Origin of the sequence: Paracoccus tibetensis, assembly GCF_900102505.1 — a bacterium.
In the GTDB taxonomy this organism is placed as follows: domain Bacteria; phylum Pseudomonadota; class Alphaproteobacteria; order Rhodobacterales; family Rhodobacteraceae; genus Paracoccus; species Paracoccus tibetensis.
Genome location: NZ_FMVT01000005.1, coordinates 59,581 through 80,024, shown reverse-complemented (window position 1 = coordinate 80,024; position 20,444 = coordinate 59,581). Strand labels below are relative to the sequence as shown.

Below are 20,444 nucleotides of genomic sequence, written 5' to 3'. Positions count from 1 at the left end.
TTCGGCAGGGGGCGGGTTGGCGCTATATAGGCCGCGCCGCGCGGCTGTGCAACGCGGGGACGCGGCTCGCGGCCAGGGCCGCGGGCGGCGGAAGGGGGGCTGCCTGCCCCCCTCTTGGCCTGCGGCCAATTCACCCCCCGTGGATATTTCGGCACAGAAGATGGGTCACTGCAGGTCGCTGAAGGCCTGCGCCAGGCGGTCCGCGGCCTCGATGACCCGGGACCGGGGGGTGGCGAGGTTGAAGCGCAGGAAGCTGTCTCCGCCGCGGCCGAAGCTGGCGCCGTGATTGGCGGCGATGCGGGCACCCGACTGGACGCGGCGAATGATCTCGGCCTCGTCCATGCCGGTGCCGGAGAAGTCCACCCAGGAGAGGTAGGTCGCCTGCAAGGGCATCGAGGCGAGGCCGGGGATGGCGGCAATGGCGGCGTCGAAGATCTGGCGGTTGCCGTCGAGATAGCGCGTCAGCGCATCGACCCAGGCCGCGCCCTCGGGCGAGTAGGCGGCGGCGACCATGTCGGCACCGAGAAAGCCGGGCGAGACGCCGGCGGCGCTGAGGGCCGTGCGGAAGCGGGCGCGCAGCTCCGGGTCGGCGATGATCGCGTTGCCGATATGGGCGCCGGCGATGTTGAAGGTCTTGGTGGCGGCCGTCAGGGTGACGAGGCGCGGGGCGAGGCCCGGGATGAGGTCGGCGATCATCCGGTGGCGCGGGCTGCCCGGCAGGACGAGGTCGCCATGGATGTCGTCCGAGACGAGGATCAGGTCATGGCGGGTGCAGAAGTCGGCGACCTCGCGCAGCTCGGCCTCGGACCAGACGCGGCCGCCCGGGTTGTGCGGCGAGCAGAGGATCAGCATCCGCTCGTTCCCGCTCAGCATCCCCTCCCAGTCCGGCCAGTCCATGCGGTAGAGCCCGTCCTCGATCCTCAGGGGCAGCTCGCGCAGCTCGCGGCCGGCGGCGCGGATGGTGCGGGCGAAGGCGTGATAGACGGGGCTCATCACGATGACGCCCTCGCCCGGCGCCGTGTAGGCGGCGATCGCCATGCCGACGGCATTGACAAGCCCGGCGCAGCTGAGGATCCAGTCGGGCTGGATGGTCCAGCCGTGGCGGGTCTGCATCCACCAGGCGATCGCGTCCAGATAGGGTCGGTTCGCGCCGGGATAGCCGTAGACACCGTGGGCGGCGGCGGCCTCGACGACCTTCTGGACGGCCTGCGGCGGGCGGAAGTCCATGTCCGCCACCCACATCGCCAGCCCGTCATCGGCGCAGACGCCATAGGCGGCCTCCATGTCGTCCCATTTGCTGCAGCGCGTGCCGCGGCGGTCGATGATCTCGTCGAAATCCTGGGTCATTGAGCCTCCTGTGCCTGGCTCTTCATATGCGGCTTGTTGCTTATGGTGAAGGCTTGCCCTAAATCGCGCTGCATGAGCCTGCGACGCATCCTGATCCATCCCGACCCGCGCCTGAAGAAGGTCGCCGCGCCCGTGGCGCGCATCACGCCCGAGATCGAGACGCTGGCCGCCGACATGCTGGCGACGATGTACGACGCGCCGGGCATCGGCCTTGCCGCGCCGCAGATCGGCGTCCTGTCCCGGGTCTTCGTGATGGACGCGAACCGCGAGCCGGATGCCGAGCCCGAGCCGCATGTGCTGGTCAATCCCGAGGTCGTGTCGGTCTCGGAGGCGCTGAGCAGCTACGAGGAGGGGTGCCTGTCGATCCCCGAGCAATATGGCGAGGTCACGCGCCCGTCCGAGGTTCGGCTGCGCTGGCTCGGCCTCGACGGCAGGACGCATGAGCGGGATTTCGACGGGCTCTGGGCGACCTGCGCGCAGCACGAGCTGGACCATCTGAACGGGGTGCTGTTCATCGACCACCTGTCGGCCATCAAGCGGCAGATGATCACGCGGCGGATGGTCAAGCTGAAGCGGGAAAATGCCCGCGCCTGAGACAGACCCTGCGTCCCGCGCGCCCCTCGGGCGCGGGACGGTGCGTCCGCTTCTAATCTGTCCCGACCCCGTCTTGCGCCGCATCTGCGAGCCGGCCGGCTATCTGGGCCCGGATGCGCTGCGGGCGTTGGCGGCGGACCTGCTGGCGACGCTGCTGGCGGCAGGAGGCCTGGCCATCTCGGCGCCGCAGATCGGCGTGCCGCGGCGGCTGGTCCTGCTGCTGGAGGCGGGCGAGGAAGGTCCGCTGGTCCTGTGCGACCCCGAGCTTCTGGCGGTGCGCGGCGCGCCGGTCGCACGGGCCGAGCAGTGCCTCTGCTGGCCGGGCGGCGAGGCCGCGCCCGTGCGGGTCGAGGACGTCTCGATCGGCTGGTACGACGCGGCGGGGATCCATTGCCGGCGCGACATGGCCGGGGCACAGGCGCGGCTGGTCCAGCAGCAGATCGACATCCTGGGCGGCCGCTTCATCGGAGGGTTCTGACATGGCCGTGCGGCCGTTCCTGCCATATGCCGACCCGCGTCTGCACCGCGTGGCGACCCCGATCGAGGCGGTGACGCCGGCCGTCGAGATGATCTGGGACGACATGATCGACACGATGGAGGCGATGCCCGGCGTAGGGCTGGCGGCGCCGCAGATCGGGATCATGATGCGGCTTGCCGTCGTCGACGCCTCGCCCGGCCGGGGACAGGCGGTCCGCATGGCCAATCCCGAGGTGCTTCACGCCAGCGTCCAGCTGCGCGCCCATGAGGAGGCGAGCCCGAACCTGCCCGGCGTCTCCGCCCGGATCGAGCGGCCGCGCGCGGTCACGGTGCGGTTCCTGAACGCGGGCGGCGAGATCGAGGAGCGGGACTTCGTCGGCCTCTGGGCGACGAGCGTGCAGCACCAGATCGACCATCTGGACGGGACGCTCTATGTCGACCACCTGACGCCGCTTCGGCGCAAGATGCTGGTCGCTAAGGCGGCCAAGCTGGCGCGGCGGTGAGGGCGGCGGGGGCTTCGCGCCCCCATCCTCCTGCGGAGGATTCCCCCGCGGGATATTTGTGCACAGGTGAAAGGATGTCGCGATGCGCGTGATCTTCATGGGAACGCCCGAGTTCTCGGTGCCGGCGCTGCGGGCGGTGGCGGCGGCGCATGAGGTTGTCTGCGTCTACACGCAGCCGCCGCGGGCGGCAGGGCGGGGGCAGAAGGCGCGGCTCTCGCCGGTCCATGCGGCGGCCGAGGAGCTGGGGCTGGAGGTGCGGCATCCGGTGTCGCTGAAGGATGCGGGCGCGCAGGAGGCCTTTGCCGCGCTTGGGGCGGATGTGGCGGTGGTGGTGGCTTACGGGCTGATCCTGCCGGTGCCGGTGCTGGAGGCGCCGCGGTTTGGCTGCCTGAACATCCATGCCTCGATCCTGCCGCGCTGGCGCGGGGCGGCGCCCATTCATCGGGCCATCATGGCGGGGGACGAGGAGACGGGCGTGGCGATCATGCAGATGGAGGCGGGGCTGGACACGGGTCCGGTGCTGGCCGAGGCGCGCACGGCCATCGGGCGTGATGAGGTGACGGGCGATCTGCTGGACCGGCTGGCAGGGATGGGGGCGGCGCTGATCCGCGACGTGCTGGAACGGCTTCCGCTGCCGGCGGTGCCGCAGCCCGAGGTGGGCGTGACCTATGCGGCCAAGATCGACAAGGCCGAGGCGCGGATCGACTGGCGCCGTCCGGCGGAGCAGGTGGACCGGCTGGTGCGCGGCCTCTCGCCCTTTCCCGGCGCCTGGTGCGAGATCGAGGGCGAGCGCGTGAAGTTGCTGCGCACGCGTCTTGCCGCGGGATCGGGCGCGCCGGGCGCGGTCCTTGGCGGCTTCCGCATCGCTTGCGGCAGTGGCGCGGTGGAGGTGCTGGAGGCGCAGCGGGCTGGGAAGCGGCCGATGGCCGCCGAAGAGCTGCTGCGCGGCTGGACCCTGCCGGCGCAACTCGGCTGAGGCAGGGGTTCAGGTCACCACTGACAATAGTGGCTCTGGCGTCTTCACCAATGTGTTGTCAGGCAGACGGCCGCGCTTGGGGCGAGCCGAGGCGCGCGAAGAGCGGCTCGTCGCGCGCGGCCGTGGCGGGGCTCGCCCCCGCCCGGCGCGCGCGAGCCGGCGCGGGACGCAAACCCGCGGCGCGTCAGATCGCGCCGTGGCAGTGCTTGAACTTCTTGCCCGAGCCGCAGGGGCAGGGGTCGTTGCGCGAGGGAGTGCCCCAGCTCGAGGGATCGTTCTCGTCGAAGGCCGGGTTCAGCGGGACCGGGCGGTCCGCCTCGCCCTCGGCCTGCGCCTCGCCGCCGTGCTCGGCCGTCAGGTTCTGCTGCGCGGCCTTCTGCTGCTCGGCCATCTGGCGCAGCATCTCCTCGCGCTCGGCCTCGGTCAGCGGCCGGATCTGCGCCAGGCGCTGCGTCACGTCGAAGCGCAGCCCGTCCAGCAGCGTTTCGAACAGCTGGAAGCCCTCGGTCTTGTATTCGGCCAGCGGGTCGCGCTGCGCATAGCCGCGGAAGCCCACGACCGAGCGCAGATGCTCCAGCGTCAGCAGGTGGTCGCGCCATTTCTGGTCGATCATCTGCAAAAGGACCTGCTTTTCGATATTGGCCATCGTCTCGGGACCGAAGGCGGCGGCCTTCTCGGCCATGTAGGTGTCGACCGCCTGCGTGATACGCTCGCGCATCGCCTCCTGGTCGACGCCTTCCTCGGCCGCCCAGTCCGGGATCGGCAGGTTCATGTTCAGCCGCTCGCGCACCGCCGCCTTGAGCCCGTCCGCGTCCCACTGGTCCGCATAGGACTTCGCCGGCATGTGGTCCTCGACCAGGTCGTCGATCACCTGGTGGCGCATGTCGGCCGTGATCTCGCCGACCTCCTCGCTGTCCATGATCTCGCGGCGCTGGCCGAAGATGGCCTTGCGTTGGTCGTTCATCACGTCGTCGAACTTGAGAAGCTGCTTGCGGATGTCGAAGTTGCGGCCCTCGACCTTGGCCTGCGCGCGCTCCAGCGACTTGTTCACCCACGGGTGGACGATCGCCTCGCCTTCTTTCATCCCGAGCGTGGACAGCACCTTGTCCAGCCGGTCGGACCCGAAGATCCGCATCAGGTCGTCCTCCAGCGACAGGAAGAACAGCGAACGGCCGGGATCGCCCTGACGGCCCGAGCGGCCGCGCAGCTGGTTGTCGATGCGGCGGCTCTCGTGCCGCTCGGTGCCGAGGACGAAGAGACCGCCCGCGTCTAGCACCTTTTGCTTGTCGGCGGCGTGCTCGGCCTCGATCCGGGCGCGGATCTCGTCGGGATGGGCGCCTTCCTCGGCCTTCAGCGCCTCCATCACCTTCATCTCGACATTGCCGCCCAGCTGGATGTCGGTGCCGCGGCCGGCCATGTTGGTGGCGATGGTCACGGTGCCGGGCTTGCCGGCATCGGCGACGATCTGCGCCTCGGCCTCGTGCTGGCGGGCATTGAGGACGTTGTGCGGGATGCCGTCGGCCTTGAGCATCGCGGACAGCATCTCGGACTTCTCGATGCTGGTCGTGCCGACGAGGGTCGGCTGGCCTTTCGCATGAGCCTCCTTGATCGCCTCGACCACGGCCGCGTATTTTTCCTGCGCGGTGCGGTAGACGCGGTCATGCTCGTCGATCCGGGCGATGCCGCGGTTGGTGGGCACCTCGACTACGCCCAGCTTGTAGATCTCGGCAAATTCCTCGGCCTCGGTCGAGGCGGTGCCGGTCATGCCGGCCAGCTTCTCATACAGGCGGAAGTAGTTCTGGAAGGTCACGCTGGCCAGCGTCACGTTCTCGGGCTGGATGTCTACGCCCTCCTTCGCCTCGATCGCCTGGTGCAGGCCGTCCGACAGGCGGCGGCCCTTCATCATCCGGCCGGTGAACTCGTCGATCAGCATCACCTCGCCGTCGCGCACCATGTAGTGCTGGTCCTTCAGGAACAGCTTGTGGGCGCGCAGGGCCTGGCTCGCGTGGTGGACGATGGTCGTCGATTCCGGGTCATAGAGGGTCTGGCCCTCGGGCAGGACGCCATCCGCGGTCAGGCGCTGCTCGAGATATTCGTTGCCTTCCTCGGTGAAGGTCGCGTTGCGGGCCTTCTCGTCCAGCTTGAAATGCTCTTCGCCCAGCTGCGGGATGTACTTGTCCAGCACCTTGTACAGCTCGGAGCGGTCCTGCGACGGGCCCGAGATGATCAGCGGCGTGCGCGCCTCGTCGATCAGGATCGAGTCGACCTCGTCCACGATCGCGAAGTTGTGGCCGCGCTGGACCATCTCGGCCACCGAGCCCTTCATGTTGTCGCGCAGGTAGTCGAAGCCCAGCTCGTTGTTCGTGGCGTAGGTCACGTCGCAGGCATAGGCTTCGCGCTTCTCGGCCTCGGGCTGGAAGGGATAGACGACGCCGCAGGACATGCCGAGCTGGCGATAGACCTTGCTCATCCAGTCCGCATCGCGCTTGGCGAGGTAGTCGTTGACCGTCACCACATGGACGCCCTTGCCCGACAGCGCGTTCAGGTAGGCGGGGAAAGTGGCGACCAGCGTCTTGCCCTCGCCGGTCTTCATCTCGGCGATGTTGCCCTCGTGCATGAAGATGCCGCCCATCAGCTGCACGTCGAAGGCGCGCAGGCCAAGCGCGCGGCGCGCGCCCTCGCGGCAGTTGGCGAAGGCCTCGGGCAGGATCGCGTCCAGGTTCTCGCCGCCGGCCACGCGGGCCTTCAGCTCGGCGGTCTTGTCGATCAGGCCCTGGTCGGGCAGCGCCCGGAACTGGTCCTCCAGCGCGTTGATGCGCGCGACCAGCGGGCGCGTTGCCTTCACCTTGCGGTCGTTGGGCGTGCCAAAGACCATCTTCGCCAGATTTCCGATGCCGAGCATGTCACCCTTCGCATTCACGTTGTTGGGAAAGGCGCATCTGCCGCGGGCCACTTGCCCGCACCGACCGCATTGCCGTATCAGGGGCCTGAACGAACGCGGCGGCGGCGCCTTCCACGGAGCTGGATCGGGATGTAGGCCCCAGCTGCCTGACTGTCAATGTTGGCCCGGACCCACGTGGCGTCCCGGCCCTGATCTGCAAGGGGTTCCCTGATGCTTCGACCGTTCCTTCTGGTCACCGCCGTGATCGCGGTGCCGCTCCTCTCCGCGCCGGTTCTCGCGCAGGACAGCGAGGCCGACAGCGTCGTCGCGACGGTGAACGGCCAGCCGATCACACTTGGGCAGATGATCGTGATGCGCCAGTCGATGGCCGATCCGAACATGGCGAACCTGCCCGACCGCGCGCTCTGGGACATGATGCTGGACCAGCTGATCCGCCAGACCGCCGTCGCCGCCGCCGGCGAGGAGAACGCGGGCGTGCGCGCCCAGCTGGAGCTTCAGCGCCGCAACACGCTGGCCAGCGCCGCCGTCACGCAGATGGCCGAGGCCGAGCCGACCGACGAGGAGATCCGCGCCACCTATGACCGCATGTTCGCCACGACCGAGCCGGTGACCGAGTACAACGCCGCCCATATCCTCGTCGAGACCGAGGAGCAGGCGACCTCGGCCAAGGAGCGTCTGGACGCGGGCGAGGAATTTGGCGACGTGGCCGAGCAGCTCTCCACCGGGCCGTCGGGGCCCAATCGCGGCGACCTGGGCTGGTTCACGCCCGACCAGATGGTCGAGCCCTTCGCCGCGGCCGTGACGGGACTGGAGCCGGGCGGCATCTCCGAGCCGGTGCAGACGCAGTTCGGCTGGCACGTCATCCGCCTGAACGAGACGCGCCTGCGCGAGGCGCCCGGCCTCGAGGAGGTGCGCGAGCAGATCTCGCAGATGGTGCTGCGCGAGCGCGTCGAGGGCGAGATCGAGCGCCTCGTGACTGGCGCCGACATCCAGAAGACCGAGGGTGTCGATCCTGCGCGGATGAACGCCGTGGACCTGCTGGAGGCCGAGTGATGGGCAAGTCGGGGCTTCCCGTCTCGCCCCTCGCGCCGGCCGCCTTTCCGGCGCTGCCGGTGATCGAGGGCGTGACCTTCTCCAGCGCGGCGGCGGGGATCAAGTACCAGGGCCGCACCGACGTGACGCTGATCCGCATCGCGGCGGGCAGCACGCTGGCCGGCGCCTTCACCCGATCCTCGACCCGCGCGGCCAACATCCTCGACAACCAGGCCAAGCTGGCCGAGGGCGGGGATGCGCCGGAGGGCGCGGCGATCATCATCAACTCGGGCAACGCGAACGCCTTCACCGGCGCGCGCGGGCAGGCATCCGTCGATGCCGTGACCGGGGCCGTGGCCGAGGCGCTTGGCCTGCCGCGCCGGCGGGTCTTCTCCTCCTCCACCGGCGTCATCGGCGAGCCCCTGCCGCATGAGCGCATCCTAGCCGTCGTGGACGATCTGGCGGGGCGGCTGGACGCGGCGGGCGCGGCGGATGCCGCCCGGGCGATCATGACGACCGACACCTTCCCCAAGGGCGCGGCCGCGCGCGTCGCGGGCGAGGGCGGCGAGATCCGCATCGCCGGCATCGCCAAGGGCTCGGGCATGATCGCGCCCGACATGGCGACGATGCTGGTCTACCTGTTCACCGACGCCGCCATCCCGGCGCCCCTGCTCCAGCAGGCGCTCGCCTCGGGGCTCGACACGACCTTCAACGCCATCACGGTGGACAGCGACACCTCGACCTCGGACGCGCTGATCCTGGCGGCGACGGGGCAGAGCCCGGCCGCGCCGATCACCGATCTGGACGGTGCGGCGGGGCAGGCCTTCGTGGCGGCCCTGCACGGCGTCATGCGCGATCTGGCCCATCAGGTCGTCCGCGACGGCGAGGGGGCGAGCAAGTTCGTCGAGATCGCGGTGACGGGCGCAGCCTCGACCGAGGACGCACAGCGGGTGGCCATGTCCATCGCGAACTCGCCGCTGGTCAAGACGGCCATCGCCGGCGAGGACGCCAACTGGGGCCGCATCGTCGCCGCCGTCGGCAAGTCCGGGGCCGCGGCGGATCGCGACCGGCTACGGATCGCCTTCGGCGATCTGGTCGTGGCCGAGAACGGCTGGCGCGCCCCCGGCTATGACGAGGCCGCCGCCAGCGCCTACATGAAGAACCCCGAGCTGCGGATCGCCGTCGATCTGGGCCTCGGGACGGGCGCCCGCACGGTCTGGACCTGCGATCTGACCCACGGCTACATCGACATCAACGCGGACTATCGTTCGTGAAGATCGTCCTCGTGTCTGCAGTCGCGCTCATCGACCCCGATGGACGCGTCCTGCTGGCCGAGCGCCCCGAGGGCAAGTCGATGGCCGGCCTGTGGGAGTTTCCGGGCGGCAAGGTCGAGCCGGGCGAGACGCCCGAGGCCGCGCTCATCCGCGAGCTGCACGAGGAGCTGGGCATCCAGACCTGGAACAGCTGCCTCGCGCCCCTGTCCTTCGCCAGCCATGCCTATGAGAGCTTCCACCTGCTGATGCCGCTCTTCGCCTGCCGCAAGTGGCAGGGAATCGTCACCCCGCGCGAGGGGCAGCGCCTGGCTTGGGTCCGTGCGACGGATTTGCGACGCTACCCGATGCCGCCGGCGGACCTTCCACTCATTCCTGTCCTGCAAATGTGGCTATAAGGTCGCACTTTTGGCGATAGCTCTTGGCAGGTTGCCTCTTTCGGAACTATTTCATGGCTGACGAAGTGATTTTTTAATCATCTCGTGACAGCCTCGGGAACAGGCGCGAAGGAGGGTTGACATGATCCGCACGATCTCGATCGGAAGCTACATCTCGATACAGGGCTTTTTCGAAGGCCTGGCCGCAAACGGCAACATCTTGGTGCGCGTGGGCAGCCGCACCTACGAAGGCAAGCCCATCGGCCGCTGAGCGGCTGGTCGGCGGCCGGCCATAAGCGAGAACGGCGCTTCGACGCCGGGGCCGATGGCAATGCGATCGTGACGTGAGGGGCGGGACATCCCTAAAAGGTCAGGATCGTCCAGAACAACGAACGACGATGCCGCTTCGGCGTGCCGTCTCGGCATCGTCATCCCCCATCCGCAGGCGTGACAGCCGCGCGGGATGCCAGTTTCAAGACATGTGCACCTGACAGTCGCCGCGAGTTGTGCGTCGCGTCGCCGCTTGAAGGCATCCGAAGCTTTTCCCCTGCTCCAGTTCGACCGCCAGAGCCGCGGATGACTTCCGTAGCGGGGGCATGCGTTCCCTGCTCCTGCCCTGGCGCATGAAAAAGGGCGGCCGCAGCCGCCCTTCTGTCAATCCTGATGGCCTCGGCTCAAAGCGAGCGTTCGACCTCTTCGCGCTCGAAGATCTCGATGACATCGCCGGGGCGCACGTCGTCGTAGTTCTCGAACGCCATCCCGCATTCCTGGCCGGACTGGACTTCCTTGACCTCGTCCTTGAAGCGCTTGAGCGTCTTCAGCGTGCCCTCGTGGATCACCACGTTGTCGCGCAGCAGGCGAACCCCGGCCGAACGACGCGCGACACCCTCGGTGACGAGACAGCCCGCGACCTTGCCGACGCCGGTGACCTTGAAGACCTCCTTGATCGACGCGTAGCCGATGAAGTTCTCGCGGATCTCGTTCGAGAGCATGCCCGAGGCAGCCGCCTTGATGTCGTCCACCAGGTCGTAGATGATCGAGTAGTAGCGGATCTCGACCCCCTTCTGGTTGGCGGCATTGCGGGCCGGCGCGTTGGCGCGGACGTTGAAGCCGATGACCGGCGCGCCCGATGCCTCGGCCAGGCCGATGTCAGACTCGGTGATCGCGCCGACGCCGTAATGCAGCACCCGGACGCGGACCTCGTCGTTGCCGACCTTCTCGAGCGCCTGCACGATGGCCTCGGCCGAACCCTGCACGTCGGCCTTCACGACCACCGCCAGCTCGGCCACGTTCACGTCGGCCTTGGCTTTCGCCATCAGCTGTTCCAGCGTGGTGGCGGCACCTGCGGCGGCGCGCTTGTCCTTCGCCTGCGCGATGCGGAACTCGGCGATCTCGCGGGCCTGCGCCTCGGTCTCGACGACGTTCAGAACGTCGCCCGCCTCGGGCGTGCCGTTGAGGCCGAGAACCTCGACCGGCACCGAGGGGCCGGCCTCGTCGACGCGTTCGCCCTTGTCGTTGATGAGCGCGCGGACCTTGCCCCACTGCTCGCCCACGACGAAGATGTCGCCGCGCTTCAGCGTGCCGTGCTGCACGAGGACCGTCGCGACCGGGCCGCGGCCCACGTCCAGCTGCGCCTCGATCACGGCGCCCTGGGCGGCGCGGTGCGGGTTAGCGCGCAGCTCGAGGATCTCGGCCTGAAGCGCGATGGCCTCCAGCAGGTTGTCGAGACCCTGGCCGGTCTTGGCCGAGACCTCCACGTCCTGCACGTCGCCCGACATCGCCTCGACGACGACCTCGTGCTGCAGAAGCGAGGTGCGGACCTTGTTCACGTCGGCGGACGGCTTGTCGATCTTGTTGATCGCCACGATCATCGGGACGCCCGCGGCCTTGGCGTGGTTGATCGCCTCGACCGTCTGCGGCATCACCGCGTCGTCCGCCGCCACGACCAGCACCACGATGTCCGTCACCTGCGCGCCCCGGGCGCGCATCGAGGTGAAGGCCGCGTGGCCCGGCGTGTCGAGGAAGGACAGCACGGCCCCCGAATCGGTGGTCACCTGATAGGCGCCGATATGCTGGGTGATCCCGCCAGCCTCGCCCGAGACGACGTTGGCCTTGCGGATCGCGTCCAGAAGCGAGGTCTTGCCGTGGTCGACATGGCCCATGATCGTGATGATCGGCGGGCGGGTCATCAGGTCCTCGTCGCGGTCATCGACCGAGTCGATCACCTGCTCCACGTCGCGGTCGCTGACGCGGACCACCTTGTGGCCGAATTCCTCGATCACCAGCTCGGCCGTGTCGGCGTCGATGGGCTGGTTGATGGTGACCATCATGCCCATCTTCATCAGCGACTTGACCACGTCGGCGGCGCGCTCGGCCATGCGGTTGGCCAGCTCCTGCACGACGATGGTCTCGGGCAGGCGCACCTCGCGGAACTGCTTCTCGGGGCGCGGGGTCTGGCCCATGGCCTTCTGCCGCGTGCGCTCCTGCTTGCGCTTCATCGCCGCCATGCTGCGGGGCCGGCCGGCCTCGCCGTTCAGCGCCTGGTTCAGCGACAGCTTGCCGCCGCGGCGGGCATCGTCGCGCGCGGTCTTGGCCGCCTTGTCGCGGTCGGCCGTCTCGCGGCGCTCGGGCTTGCGGGCCACGCCAGCGGCGACACCCTTGGTCTCGGCACGCGCGGCGGCGGCCTCGATGGCGGCCTGGTCGGGCGCGGCGGGACGAGCCGCCGGGGCGCCGGGCTTGGCGCGGGCCGCGGGCTTCGGCTCTTCCTTGCGACGGGCCTCTTCCTCGGCCTCGCGCGCGAGGCGGGCCTCTTCCTCGGCCTTGGCCTTCTTGGCTTCCTCGCGGTCGCGCTCTTCCTGGGCCTTGGCCTCGATCTCGGCGCGGCGACGCTCGCGCTCTTCCTCGCGGGCCTTCTCCTCGGCGGCGCGGCGGGCGGCATCCTCGGCCTCGCGGGCCTTGGCGGCGGCCAGCGCCTTCAGGCGGCGCTCCATCTCGGCATCCGAGATGCCGGCGGGGCGCTTGGAGGGATCGCCGGCCATCCGGGCGGTCAGCGGGTTCTTTTCCTTCTGGGCATCCGTCATCGTCGTGGCGCCGGCCTTCGGCACCACGACCCGCTTGCGCTTGGTCTCGACGACAACACTCTTGGTGCGGCCGTGGCTGAAGCTCTGCTTGACCTGGCCCGAGCGGCCGGCGCCACCGAGTCCCAAAGTCTTCTTGCTGTCGTTGTCGCTCATCTGAGTCTTCATTCCTTCCCGACGGCCGCATTGCCGTCGTCATGCCCGCGCAGACCCGTTAGTCTGGCAGCTTCCACGATTACCTTGTCCGTCAAGCCACCCTTCGCAAGCGCGCCGTGTATGACATGATCACGCCCGAAGGACAAACCCAATTCTGATGCGGTCAGGCAGCCGAACCAGCGTCCGCCGGTCGGCGTCCAGAGCTTCCCCTTGCCGCGGTCCGAGCCGTCCGACGCCTGCAGCAGCACCTTCGCGCGACCCTCGGCCAGCCAGCCCTTGACCTTCTCGAAGCCGGCGACCGCGCGGCCCGATTTACGCGCCAATGATACCAGATCGACCACCCGTCGCGCCAGTCCGGCCTCGACCAAATCTTCCAGCCCGTCCGGCACCTTCACCGGCGCCTTTGCGGCGCGGGCAAAGAGTCCCTTGCCCGCCGCCTTCCGAAGCGCGGCCCGGTCGGCCGCGACCCAGATCCCGCGCCCCGGCAGCTTCTCGGCGAGATCTGGGAAGACCTCGCCCTCGGGTCCGACGACGAAGCGGATCAGCCCGCGCTTGGGCTGAACCTCTCCGGTGGCGATGCAGCGCCGTTCGGGGTCGTCCCGGTCCTTCTCGCGTCCACCTCGGCTCAAGATCGTGGTCCTCCGCGGGCGATCAGGCCCCGGCCTCCTCGTCGTCGCCGTCCGTCTCGGCCTCGTCTTCGGTCGCGCCACCAAGCTCGGCCGGATCGACCCAGCCCAGCATCACGCGCGCGGTCATGACCAGCGTCTGCGCCTCTTCCAGCGAGACCTCGAAGGGCTCGAGGAGACCCTCGTCTTTCTGGCGCTGGCCGTTGACCGTGGTCCAGCCGCCGGCCAGCTCCCAGTCCGCGCAGGTCGCGAAATCTTCCAGCGTCTTGATGCCGTCCTTGGCCAGCGCCTCCACCATCTGGGGCGTCAGCCCCTCGAATTCAATGAGGCTGTCCTCGGCGCCCAAGGCGCGGGCGCTTTCCAGCGCGGCACGGGTCTTGGCCTCCAGCACGTCGCGGGCGCGGGCCTGCAGTTCGGCCGCGGTGCCCTCGTCGACGCCGTCGATGCTGAGCAGCTCGTCCTGGTCGACATAGGCCACTTCCTCGAGGTTCGTGAAGCCTTCCGCGACCAGCAGCTGGGCGAAGAACTCGTCCAGATCCAGCGCCTCCATGAAGAGGGCGGTGCGGCTGTTGAACTCGGCCTGGCGGCGCTTGGATTCCTCTTCCTCGGTCAGGATGTCGATGTCGAGGCCGGTCAGCTGGCTGGCCAGGCGCACGTTCTGCCCGCGGCGGCCGATGGCGAGGCTGAGCTGCTCGTCGGGGACGACCACCTCGATCTTGTTCGCCTCCTCGTCGAAAACCACCTTGCTGACCTCGGCCGGCTGCAGCGCGTTCACGAGGAAGGTTGCGTGATCCTCGTTCCACGGGATGATGTCGATCTTCTCGCCCTGCAGTTCGCCCACGACGGCCTGCACGCGGCTGCCGCGCATGCCGACGCAGGCGCCGACCGGGTCGATCGAGTTGTCGTAGCTGATCACGGCGATCTTGGCGCGGCTGCCCGGATCGCGGGCCACGGCCTTGATCTCGATGACGCCGTCATAGATTTCCGGCACCTCCATCTTGAAAAGCTCGGCCATGAACTGCGGGTCGGTGCGCGACAGGAAGATCTGCGGGCCGCGGTTCTCGCGGCGCACGTCCTTGACATAGGCGCGAATGCGGTCGTTCGGGCGATAGCTCTCGCGGCCGATCTTCTCGTTGCGGCGCAGGATCGCCTCGCCGCGGCCCACGTCCACGATGATGTTGCCGTATTCCTCGCGCTTGACGACGCCGTTGATGATCGTGCCGGCGCGGTCGCGGAACTCTTCGTACTGGCGGTCGCGCTCGGCCTCGCGGACGCGCTGCAGGATGACCTGCTTGGCCGACTGCGCGGCGATGCGGCCCAGATCGACCGGCGGCACCTGCTCTTGGAAGACGTCGCCGACCTGCGGGCCGCCGGCGAAGTCGCTGACCACCTGGCCATCGCGCAGCCAGATCGAGCGGCCGTCCTTGGAGGGCTCGAAGTAGGTCTTCGCCTGCGCGGCGGTGAATTCGGCCTGGTAGTTCTCCAGCGCCTCCTCCTCGACCACGGTGCGGGCGCGGGTAAAGGTGGCGTTGCCCGTCTTGCGGTCGATGCGGACGCGGATGTCCATCTCGGAGCCGTAGCGAGACTTGGCGGCGCGGGCGAGGCTGTCCTCCATCGCCTCGATGACCAGCTCGGGCTCGATCATCTTCTCGCGGGCGACGGCCTCGGCCGTCTGAAGCAGTTCCAGCTGGTTGGCAGAGGTGATCGCCATCGCCACTTACTCCTTGGGTTCGGCGGGTTCGGCGCCGTCGGTGTCATCTGTTTCGATCGCGTCGAAGGCCGATTCGTCGAGATTGTCGATCTCGACCCCGGCTTCCTTCTTCTGACGCAGCATTTCTCGGATCAGCTCGTCCGTCAGGACCAGCTTCGCGTCGGCCAGCAGGTCGAAATGCAGGCCGATTGTGGTGGTTTCGCCGTTCTCGGTGATGTTCAGCAGCACCTCGTCGCCCTCGGTCCCGGCCAGGACGCCCTTCCAGCGCTTGCGCCCGTCGATGGGCTGGTTCGTGTCCAGCCGCGCCTCGTAGCCCTCGAAGTTCGCGAAGTCCTTCATCCGGGTCAGCGGCCGGTCGATGCCGGGGCTGCTGACTTCCAGGTAGTAGTTGTCCGCGATAGGGTCCTCGACATCCAGCGTCGCGCTGACCGCGGTCGAGATGTCGGCGCAGTCGTCCACGTTGATGCCGCCCTCGGGCCGGTCGGCCATGATCTGCAGCGTGGCGGTCTTGCCGCCCTGCAGCCGGACGCGCACCAGCTCGAAGCCCAGATCCTCGATCACCGGAATGATGATCTCGGCCAGGCGCCGGTCGATGGCGGTCTTGGCGATGAGGTCGTTCGACATGGGATCCTTTCGGACAAGAAAAAGGGGCCTTCAGCGGAGGCCCCAAGCGGAAGTTCCGGTGGGCAGGGTTTGGACCCCTGCACCGCTGTTGAAGGCCATATAGCCTCATGTGCCCGCCGATGCAAGCCCGCGCTCAACCTGCGGCGGGGTTGTCGCGCCAGATGCGCCAGTTGAGCGCCAGCGCGACGCAGAGCCAGGCGAGATAGGGCAGCAGCATCAGCCCGGCCGCCGTGTCCAGCCGCCAGAACTGCACGGTGGCCACCCCGACCGTCACCAGCAGCACCAGGATCGCCACCAGCGCCAGCCCCATTTGCCGCGCCCCGAAGAAGAGCGGCGTCCAGAGCGTGTTCAGCGCCACCTGCGCCGCCCAGAGCGCCAGCGGAAGGCCCGCGCCGGGCAGCATCGCCACCCGCGCCGCCGCCCAGGCCGAAAGCAGGTAGATCAGGCTCCAGGCGACGGGGAAGGCCCAGTTCGGCGGCGTGAAGCCGGGCTTGCGCAGCCCCGCATACCAGGCGCCGGGGCGGAAGACGATGCCGGTGGTGGCCGCCGCGGCATTGGCCAGAAGGAAGATCAGGAACAGCTGCGCCGTCATCACGCGCCCTTCGCCTCGCGGTCCTCGTCACGGATCGTGTCCATCACGCGCACCAGTTCGGCCGAGATACGCGGCTCGCTGAGGGCATGGCCCGAGGCCGGCACGATCCGCAGGTCCGCGCCCGGCCAGCCCTGCGCCAGCGCGGCGGCCGTTGCGGGCGGACAGACCATGTCGTAGCGGCCCTGCACGATGACGACCGGCAGATGCTCGATCCGGGCGCGGTCGCGCAGCAGCTGGCCCTCGTCCAGAAAGCAGCGGTTGAGGAAATAGTGGTTCTCGAGCCGGGCGAAGGCGCGGGCGTAATCGGCGGGGGCGTGGCTGACCGGCGCCGATTGCAGCCCAGCCAGCGCGTTCTCCCACATGAGCCAGGGCAGGGCGAAGCGGCCCTGCCGGCCAAGATCGGCGTCAAAGAGGCGGCGGTGATAGGCCGCGATCATGTCGTCGCGCTCGGCGGTCGGGATCGGCTCCTGGAACTGCGCCCACAGCTCTGGGAAAAAGCGCGCCGCGCCGCCGCCATAGAACCAGTCCAGCTCGGCCGTGGTGCCCAGGAAGACGCCGCGCAGGATCAGCCCGGTGACGTGGTCGGGATGAGCCTCGGCATAGGCCATCGCCAGGGTCGCGCCCCAGCTGCCGCCGAAGAGAAGCCAACGCCCGATGCCCATCCTCTCGCGGATCAGCGCGATGTCGGCGATGAGGTGCTGCGTCGTGTTCGCCGTGACCGAGGCCGAGGGCGTCGAGCGGCCGCAGCCGCGCTGGTCGAACAGGATGACGTGGTAATGCGCCGGGTCGAAGAAGCGCCGCATGAACGGGCTGCACCCGCCGCCGGGGCCGCCGTGCAGAACCAGGACCGGCCGGCCCTTCGGGTTGCCGCACTGCTCGACATAGATCCGGTGGCCGTCGCCCACGTCCAGCATGTGCCGGGCGAAGGGGTCGGTCGCCGGATGCAGGCGGCCATGTGCCGCGGAGATTTGTCCTGCCAATCGGTCCATGCTGCCACTATAAGCGCAGACGCAACCGCCCGCCAGCCAAGGACCGCCGCATGACCGACAGCGCCACCAGCATCGACCCGGCCGAGATCGCGAAGTTCGAGGCGATGGCCGCCGAATGGTGGGACCCGAACGGCAAGTTCCGCCCGCTGCACCTGATGAACCCGCTGCGGCTGGACTACATCACGGCGCAGATTGCCGCCGAGTTCGGCCGCGACCGCAGCGCGCGCCGGCCGCTGGAGGGGCTGCGCATCCTCGACATCGGCTGCGGCGGCGGCCTCGTGGCCGAGCCGATGGCGCGGCTTGGCGCGGCGGTCACCGGCGCGGACGCGGCCGCCGGCAACATCGCGGTGGCGAAGGTCCATGCCGAGGCGCAGGGGCTTGCCATCGACTACCGCGCGAGCACGGCCGAGGCGCTGGCAAAGCAGGGCGAGCTATACGACGTGGTCCTCGCGCTCGAGATCGTCGAGCATGTCGAGGGACCGGCCGCCTTCGTCGCCACCTGCCGGCAGCTGCTGAAGCCGGGCGGGCTGCTGATCCTGTCCACGCTGAACCGCACCGCCCGCAGCTTCGCCGCGGCCATCGTCGGGGCCGAGTGGGTGCTGCGCTGGCTGCCGCGCGGCACCCATGACTGGCGCCGATTCATCACCCCGGACGAGCTGGCGGGGCTGGTGAAGGGTGGCGGCATGTCGGTCATCGACCGCAAGGGGATGGTCTTCAACCCGGTGACCTTCGCCTGGCGCCTGTCGGACCGGGACCTGTCGGTGAACTACCTGCTGGCGGCGAGGCGCTAGGCCCGGCCGCCCCAGGCTTCTTCTGCCTCAGGCCTCGCGCGCGAGGCGCCGGCGCAGCTCGCGCAGGACCGGCAGGATGCCGCGCACGCGCTCGCCGCCGATGTCGCGCACGACGCTGCCGATCACCGGCATGAAGGCGGCAAGCGCCGCGTCCCGCGCCGCGCGCCCCGCCGGGCTGATCGAGACGAACTTGCGCCGGGCATCGTCCCAATCGGGGCGGATGTGGACATGGCCCGCCCATTCCAGCCGCGACAGCGTGTTGGTCATCGCCCCGCGCGTGACGTGGAACGCCTCGGCCAGCTGGGCGGGCGTGCGTTCCTCGTTCACATGAGCCAGGAGGTTCAGCACGGAGAAATGCGAGATCTGCATGCCGCGCGGCAGCGCCTTGCCGATCAGCTCGCGCGAGAGCTGCTCGGCGATCAGCAGCTCGGCAAAGAGGCCGGCCGCCAGGGCGTCGGTCGCTTGCTGCGGATCAGTGGGCGGGGCGTGCTTGGTCATCAGGGTCCGGGCCCGAGAACGGGCGGTCATGGGTCAGCGAGGGAATGCGCGAGCGTGCCCTTTCCACGGCCTCAAGGTCAAGTGAAACCAACGTTATCCCCGGTTGTGACCCCGCGTCGGCCAGCACCTCGCCCCAGGGCGCGACCGCGAGGCTGTGCCCGTGGCTGCGCCGGGGCGGCTTGCCCGGACTGGCGGAGGCGGGATGCGTGCCGCATTGCGCCGGAGCTAGGACGAAGCAGCCGGTCTCGATCGCGCGGGCGCGCAGCAGCACCTCCCAATGCGCCTTGCCGGTGGTCGGGTGAAAGGCCGAGGGCACCGTCAGGATCCGCGCCCCCGCCTGCGCCAGCCGGCGATAGAGCTGCGGGAAGCGGAGGTCGTAGCAGATCGTCAGGCCAAGCGGGATGCCGTCCACCCCGGCCAGCACGGCCCTGTCGCCCGGGCGGTAGGCGGCGCTTTCACGAAAGCTCTCGGTCTCGCTGATCGTGACGTCGAACATGTGCATCTTGTCGTAGCGCGCCGTGATGCGCCCCTGCGGGTCGATCAGCAGGCTGCGATTGGCGAAGCGCCCGTCCGGATCGTCCGTCGCGAAGGCCAGCGAGCCGACCAGCAGCCAGATGCCAAGCGCCTCGGCCTCGGCCCGAAGCGCGGCCAGCGTCGGGTCCTCGCCCTCGGGGCGCAGGACGCGGCGCTGGTGGTCGCGGTCGGGCGAGAGGAGGTTCGTCGCCTCGGGCGTCAGCACCAGCCGCGCGCCGCCCGCCGCCGCCTGCCGGACAAGGTCCAGCGTCCGCGGCAGGTTCGCCGCCGGATCGTCGCCGACGGTCAGCTGCACCAGCGCGACCGTCAGCGACGCGGGACTCATGCCGCGCCCTGAAGCATCGGGTCCAGCTTGCCGGCCCGGTCCAGCGCATAGAGGTCGTCGCAGCCGCCGACATGGGTGCCGCCGATGAAGATCTGCGGCACCGAGCGCTTGCCCGCACGCTGCGTCATCGCGGCGCGGAGGTCAGGGTCGGCAACGTCGGTCTCCTCGTACGAGACGCCCTTCTCGCCCAGCAGCGCCTTGGCGCGGTGGCAGAAGGGGCAGCTGCGGGTGGTGTAGATCTCGATCCGGGGCTGGGTCATATTGTCCTGTCCGTGATGGTTGCTGAGCCCTATCTAGGCATCCTTCACCGCCCTCGCCAGCACCGCGACGTGGATCGGGCCGAGACCCGCCGCCGCCAGCGCCCCCGCCGCCTCGGCCATGGTCGCGCCCGAGGCCATGACGTCGTCCACCAGCAGCACCGGCCGCCTCGCGAGGGGCGCCGCCCGCGCCGCGTCCACCGCCAGCGCCCCCGCCACATTGGCGACGCGGTCGAGGACGCCGCGATGGTCCTGTCCCTCGGTATGCCGCACCCGGCGCAGAAGGCGCGGCGCCAGCGTCAGGCCGTGCGCCTTGGCGACATGGCCCGCCAGCAGCTCGGCCTGGTTGTACTTGCGCCGCATGAGCCGCCGCAGGTGCAGCGGCACCGGCACCACCACCGTCTCCGGCGTCACCAGCGGTCCGGCCGCGCGCGCGAGCCAGGCACCGAGCGCCGGCGCCAGGTCCGGGCGGTCGGCGTGTTTCAGCGCCAGCACCAGCTTCTTGCCCGTGCCCGCATAGACCAGCGCCGCCCGCGCCTGCGCCCATGGCCGCGGCTGCCCCAGGCAGTCGTCGCAGATCAGCCCGTCCTCACCGTCCAGCCCGGCCGGCAGCGGGACGCCGCAGCTGCCGCAGCAGGACGCGCCGGCGAAGGCCGCATCCGGCCAGCAGGCGGGGCAGAGCGACACCACGCCCTCGCCCCCCGCCACCGCCTCGCCGCAGGCGAGGCATTGCGGCGGATAGATCAGCGCCAAGGCGGCTTTCACCGCCCCCGAAAGCACCCTAT

Annotated in this window: 21 protein-coding genes; 9 read left to right on the top strand and 12 right to left on the bottom strand. The window is 69.5% G+C overall.

Annotated features, from left to right (window positions below):
- Positions 1–165: 165 nt before the first annotated feature.
- Entirely contained in the window at positions 166–1,347 is a 1,182-nt protein-coding gene (locus BLP73_RS08245; protein WP_090742408.1) for a MalY/PatB family protein, read from the bottom strand.
- 72 nt (positions 1,348–1,419) lie between these two features.
- Between BLP73_RS08245 and def (BLP73_RS08240) the strand changes: the two genes are divergently transcribed.
- The 4 genes from def (BLP73_RS08240) (at position 1,420) to fmt (ending at position 3,897) form a co-directional block, all read left to right on the top strand.
- A complete protein-coding gene (def, locus tag BLP73_RS08240; RefSeq protein ID WP_090742406.1) occupies positions 1,420–1,941 on the top strand; it encodes a peptide deformylase in 522 nt (173 codons plus the stop codon).
- Between the two features lie 40 nt (positions 1,942–1,981).
- On the top strand, positions 1,982–2,419 hold the full coding sequence (locus BLP73_RS08235; protein ID WP_175453282.1) for a peptide deformylase: 438 nt from the start codon (positions 1,982–1,984) through the stop codon (positions 2,417–2,419).
- A gap of 1 nt (position 2,420) precedes the next feature.
- Positions 2,421–2,921 (top strand): peptide deformylase, encoded by a 501-nt coding sequence (gene def, locus BLP73_RS08230; RefSeq protein WP_090742400.1) that lies wholly within the window; start codon positions 2,421–2,423, stop codon positions 2,919–2,921.
- Between the two features lie 82 nt (positions 2,922–3,003).
- Positions 3,004–3,897 carry a methionyl-tRNA formyltransferase gene (gene fmt / locus BLP73_RS08225; protein ID WP_090742397.1) on the top strand — a complete coding sequence of 298 codons (894 nt, stop codon included), beginning with the start codon at positions 3,004–3,006 and terminating at the stop codon, positions 3,895–3,897.
- Between the two features lie 184 nt (positions 3,898–4,081).
- Here fmt and secA read toward each other — a convergent pair whose 3' ends face one another.
- Positions 4,082–6,799 (bottom strand): preprotein translocase subunit SecA, encoded by a 2,718-nt coding sequence (secA, locus tag BLP73_RS08220; protein ID WP_090742394.1) that lies wholly within the window; start codon positions 6,797–6,799, stop codon positions 4,082–4,084.
- Positions 6,800–7,009: 210 nt separating this feature from the next.
- On the opposite strand from secA, the gene BLP73_RS08215 reads away from it, so the two are divergent.
- The 4 genes from BLP73_RS08215 to BLP73_RS19920 all read left to right on the top strand — a co-directional run bounded on the left by BLP73_RS08215 (position 7,010) and on the right by BLP73_RS19920 (position 9,750).
- On the top strand, positions 7,010–7,852 hold the full coding sequence (locus BLP73_RS08215; RefSeq protein WP_090742391.1) for a peptidylprolyl isomerase: 843 nt from the start codon (positions 7,010–7,012) through the stop codon (positions 7,850–7,852).
- Positions 7,852–9,105 carry a bifunctional glutamate N-acetyltransferase/amino-acid acetyltransferase ArgJ gene (gene argJ / locus BLP73_RS08210; RefSeq protein WP_090742388.1) on the top strand — a complete coding sequence of 418 codons (1,254 nt, stop codon included), beginning with the start codon at positions 7,852–7,854 and terminating at the stop codon, positions 9,103–9,105. The genes BLP73_RS08215 and argJ overlap by 1 nt, the downstream gene beginning before the upstream one ends.
- The gene (locus BLP73_RS08205; protein ID WP_090742385.1) at positions 9,102–9,500 is read left to right on the top strand and encodes a (deoxy)nucleoside triphosphate pyrophosphohydrolase; all 399 of its coding nucleotides are present in this window, start codon (positions 9,102–9,104) and stop codon (positions 9,498–9,500) included. Before argJ ends, BLP73_RS08205 begins: the two co-directional genes overlap by 4 nt.
- Positions 9,501–9,621: 121 nt before the next feature.
- Positions 9,622–9,750, top strand: coding sequence for a hypothetical protein (locus BLP73_RS19920; RefSeq protein WP_090742382.1), 129 nt, complete (start codon positions 9,622–9,624; stop codon positions 9,748–9,750).
- 403 nt (positions 9,751–10,153) lie between these two features.
- Here the strand turns inward: BLP73_RS19920 and infB are convergent, their stop codons facing one another.
- The 6 genes from infB to pip form a co-directional block, all read right to left on the bottom strand.
- Positions 10,154–12,712 carry a translation initiation factor IF-2 gene (infB, locus tag BLP73_RS08195; protein ID WP_090742379.1) on the bottom strand — a complete coding sequence of 853 codons (2,559 nt, stop codon included), beginning with the start codon at positions 12,710–12,712 and terminating at the stop codon, positions 10,154–10,156.
- Between the two features lie 8 nt (positions 12,713–12,720).
- Positions 12,721–13,341, bottom strand: coding sequence for an RNA-binding protein (locus tag BLP73_RS08190; protein WP_090742376.1), 621 nt, complete (start codon positions 13,339–13,341; stop codon positions 12,721–12,723).
- Positions 13,342–13,363: 22 nt separating this feature from the next.
- Entirely contained in the window at positions 13,364–15,049 is a 1,686-nt protein-coding gene (gene nusA / locus BLP73_RS08185) for a transcription termination factor NusA (protein ID WP_090742372.1), read from the bottom strand.
- Between the two features lie 6 nt (positions 15,050–15,055).
- Complete coding sequence (gene rimP, locus BLP73_RS08180) at positions 15,056–15,673, bottom strand: ribosome maturation factor RimP (RefSeq protein WP_090742370.1); 618 nt, start codon at positions 15,671–15,673, stop codon at positions 15,056–15,058.
- Between the two features lie 133 nt (positions 15,674–15,806).
- On the bottom strand, positions 15,807–16,265 hold the full coding sequence (tspO, locus tag BLP73_RS08175; protein ID WP_090742367.1) for a tryptophan-rich sensory protein TspO: 459 nt from the start codon (positions 16,263–16,265) through the stop codon (positions 15,807–15,809).
- On the bottom strand, positions 16,265–17,254 hold the full coding sequence (pip, locus tag BLP73_RS08170) for a prolyl aminopeptidase (RefSeq protein ID WP_090742364.1): 990 nt from the start codon (positions 17,252–17,254) through the stop codon (positions 16,265–16,267). Before pip ends, tspO begins: the two co-directional genes overlap by 1 nt.
- A gap of 50 nt (positions 17,255–17,304) precedes the next feature.
- Here pip and ubiG point away from each other — a divergent pair, with 50 nt between their 5' ends.
- Positions 17,305–18,045 carry a bifunctional 2-polyprenyl-6-hydroxyphenol methylase/3-demethylubiquinol 3-O-methyltransferase UbiG gene (ubiG, locus tag BLP73_RS08165; RefSeq protein WP_090742361.1) on the top strand — a complete coding sequence of 247 codons (741 nt, stop codon included), beginning with the start codon at positions 17,305–17,307 and terminating at the stop codon, positions 18,043–18,045.
- A gap of 27 nt (positions 18,046–18,072) precedes the next feature.
- Here the strand turns inward: ubiG and BLP73_RS08160 are convergent, their stop codons facing one another.
- Genes BLP73_RS08160 through BLP73_RS08145 form a run of 4 tightly spaced genes read right to left on the bottom strand, consistent with a single transcriptional unit; the run spans position 18,073 to position 20,412 of the window.
- Positions 18,073–18,543 (bottom strand): MarR family winged helix-turn-helix transcriptional regulator, encoded by a 471-nt coding sequence (locus BLP73_RS08160; protein WP_090742358.1) that lies wholly within the window; start codon positions 18,541–18,543, stop codon positions 18,073–18,075.
- On the bottom strand, positions 18,518–19,387 hold the full coding sequence (locus BLP73_RS08155; RefSeq protein ID WP_090743058.1) for a carbon-nitrogen hydrolase family protein: 870 nt from the start codon (positions 19,385–19,387) through the stop codon (positions 18,518–18,520). The genes BLP73_RS08160 and BLP73_RS08155 overlap by 26 nt, the downstream gene beginning before the upstream one ends.
- Before the next feature lie 11 nt (positions 19,388–19,398).
- On the bottom strand, positions 19,399–19,662 hold the full coding sequence (gene grxC / locus BLP73_RS08150) for a glutaredoxin 3 (protein WP_090742355.1): 264 nt from the start codon (positions 19,660–19,662) through the stop codon (positions 19,399–19,401).
- 33 nt (positions 19,663–19,695) lie between these two features.
- On the bottom strand, positions 19,696–20,412 hold the full coding sequence (locus BLP73_RS08145; RefSeq protein ID WP_090742352.1) for a double zinc ribbon domain-containing protein: 717 nt from the start codon (positions 20,410–20,412) through the stop codon (positions 19,696–19,698).
- Between the last annotated feature and the right edge of the window lie 32 nt (positions 20,413–20,444).